The organism is Pseudomonas sp. rhizo66 (genome assembly GCF_031931925.1).
GTDB lineage: Bacteria > Pseudomonadota > Gammaproteobacteria > Pseudomonadales > Pseudomonadaceae > Aquipseudomonas.
The window spans coordinates 1-3,262 of the sequence record NZ_JAUJWZ010000044.1 but is presented as its reverse complement, the minus strand read 5'-3'; the positions used below and the strand labels follow the sequence as shown (position 1 = coordinate 3,262).

The 3,262-nt window shown below is 53.0% G+C and carries 1 pseudogene; it reads right to left on the bottom strand.

The annotated features are described in order from the left end of the window. Window positions 1-1,128: 1,128 nt before the first annotated feature. Window positions 1,129-3,262 (bottom strand): annotated as a pseudogene (locus tag QZR14_RS27865) (hypothetical protein); the annotation flags it as partial.

Genomic DNA, 3,262 nt, shown 5'->3' with positions numbered 1-3,262 from the left:
TGGGGTGGATTTTGTGGTTGGATCGGTCATGTGTGCAGCCTCTTGGAAGTCAGAGAACTGCCACTTCATCGCCGTCAAACGAATAGGTGGCAACTGTGTGCAGGTTGACGGACCGGTCCAAGACACCCGGCGCACCCGAAGATGCCCCGCACACAGTCACCATTGAGCAGTGCGTCGGACACAAGAGTGCGCGCGCATTGGAGAGCAATGTGCGTCTTGGATTTTTCAGGCCGTCAAACCCGATCACGAATGAGTCGTGACAGGCGCGAGGATAGGGAGTGAGGGCAGGGCAGTCAACCGCTGCAATCTGCCGGAGTTTGGCGGGATTCTTTGTAGGGACGACGCTATGTGCGTCAACAGTCTGCCAGGTTTCTCCAACACAAAAGATCGCAGCCTGCGGCAGCTCCGACAATAGGTTGTTTAGGAGTTACCGAGGCCGCGATCTTTTAGGCAAAAATGCAGGAAACGTAGTCTGGCCCCGTTTAATTCCGCTAACGAGCATCGAGCCCGTTGAACAAACGATAGCCCCCGACACGTTAAAAGCAAAAGATCGCAGTGCGTTCGGCGGCGTCGTTGAGTTTTTTGAATCAACGGATTCGTAGGGGAAGGTGGGGTCGGTTTCGGGTGGGGAGGGTATTGGTTTGATCATGGTGAGACTCCGTGGTTGATTTAGCCGCCACGGCTCATCGCTAAACAAGTAAAGGTGGCGGCTGTACGCAGGTTAGCGATCCGGGTCACAGAAACCCCGGGTAGACCCGAAGGTCTCCCACGCACAGCCACCATGACGCCAAGTGCAGATAGCCAAAGCTGCAATTGAGACTGGGGATTGAGCGTCTGTAGGGTATCGGACGCTAAACCCGATCGCTGATTCGTCAGCGACCGCACCACAATAGAACCCGCGCCCAAGGCGCACAAGCCGGCGGATTCTGGCGTAGCTGTAGGCAATGGCGCAAGAATTTGTAGCCTTGAAGGCGTGTCTGGAGGTGTCTTTTAAACACTAAGTTTAATGCGCAAAAATTGGGCGACTTCCGAGAGAGCCATCCCATTTTTCACTGTAGCATTCGTCATCACGCCGAGCACGGCGACTGCGCTGCGTCCGGCGATTCATGACGGAAAAGAGTAGGGCGCTCAATAGAATATTGAGAAGTTATCTAGATATGAGTCACCACCTCCATCAGTTATATCTATGTATTTAATTTGTCTGTTTTGTGTTTCTGTGATGTCAGCCCATACTTGGTTCTGTCCATCATATGGTGGGGTGGACTGGGCTTTAACTAACTGTAAATTTTCGTCATAGCATTTGTATTGTGACGGTATTCTATTGCTGTCAGCGATGCCGAATCTGATGCTTCTCGCTGGTTGTTTTAATGTGAGTCTTAGAGTTGCGCCAACGGCAATATATAAATATTTCGCTGTTATGTGTGGGGTAAAATCACTGTCGTTAACGCCGATAATAACCTCTCCTGCCACTACCGTAACGGTCATGCTAGGGAAATCCATGACTGTGCCAACGGGCTTGTTTCCCACTGATCCCGTCTCAAAATCCTCGGATGTCACTAAAGGTGGTTTCAATAAGTTCAGATTCAATGCTGGAAATATGATAGGTATTAAATTGCTGGTGGCGCTTGGCATTACTTCAAAGAGTGCTTTGAATTCAGTGTCGTGTTTTAGGGTTAATAGTTGCTCTCTGGTCAGTGTTTCTTTTATTCCTGAGGTTTTTTCCGTATCTGTTATTTTGTGGTTGGTTAATATCGGAATTGTGTGGTCGCTACTGTTGTTATCTTTTCCAGAAAGTTTTAGTTGCACAATATTGTCGGTGCTGATCCCTATCCAAGGCAGCACAATAATCTCAGCGTTTCCTTCAAATTCATTCAAATCCAGTACTTTTCCATCAGGTGCCTGTGTAATGCTCGGAGAGGGTAGCCGTGAATCTCCATCCGTAATCTTCAGCACTCTTAACTTCACTGGATCTGACTTTCCAGCCGGGGCGTTGTTGCGGTACAAACTCCAGAAAAGCTCAACCAGCGTGTCATGTCGCGCGGCTAGAAACGCCGGGCTCAACACGGTGTCCACTTGTTTGTTGCTGTTGAACGCCACCAACGGAAACTGCGGCGAACCCACTGGCGGATTGACTTCCTCTAGCCCTGCCTGGTCGTCGCTCAGTGCAGCGCGGAATTCAATGCGCACCGTCACACCCTCCGGGTGGGCCAAGACATCAATCGGATCTTCGGCCGGTGCTACAAGAGTCGGTGGCTGCAAATCCAATGTCGCCTTGATCTTGTAAGTACGTAGAGCAAACGTCACAGCCTCACTCTCAACCTGAGTGCCGCCAAAACCTGCCTTGAACTCCAATTCCAGATCATGGCCATCTTCCAGGCTTTGCAAGTCCGCCAGCGGAAATGCGAGGGTGTAAAAACCCTGGTTGATCCATGTCGCATTGGTTTGCGAACCCGGCGGTTGCCAAAAGGTTTTCGAGTACACCCCCCCGCCTTTTAAAGTCCCTTTCGCTTTGAGCCAGACATATTGTCTCAACGCGATATGCGGGTAACTGTTCGCGCGAAGGGTGGCGTTGGTGGTCAATTGGCTGACGTCCAGCTCGGATCCTTCGCCTGCTTCGGATGCCTGCGTGATCAGCGGCTTGGGCAAATGGCTTTGGGCAATTGGCAACACCGCCAGCGTACGAGTCTGCGAGTCTTTCGGTTCCTGGGTGCCGCGTGTCATGGCGTAGTCAAGGGTGATTGACTTGTCGAGGTTGAAGGCGATCACCGAAACGGCCAGCGGTATTTCCTGCGGGCCGACGCGGGTGACCGGCCATGGATCCGTGGTATGCGAACCGGCAGGCAGCGTTCCGGGGGCGCCGGTCCAGCGGACGCTGATCTTGTCGCCGACCAGCATGCCGTCATAGTCGATCACCGCGGTCAGTGTGTTCTGGGCATTGAGCGGGTCGAGACTGGTGTCATTGGGGGCTTCCTTGATCTTCGGTTCTTTCAGATCCAGCGCCACGCCGATCCGCAGTTTCAACTCCTGCGAATGCCCCAACGTTTCTCCCCCTCGCTCAATCTTGTAATCCGCCACCACTGTGCCGTTGAGGTTGGCTGTGACGTACTGTTTCGGCACGGTCAACCGCACCGGTTTGCCGGCAGTGGCGGGGATCAGGTTGATATGGTCACTGGTGCTGCCACCGCTGGCCGAGCCGCGCCAGTAAAAGGTCACGCGGTCTTTGTCCTGGGTGCCGAGAAACGGCGCCACCAGCGTTGCGCCG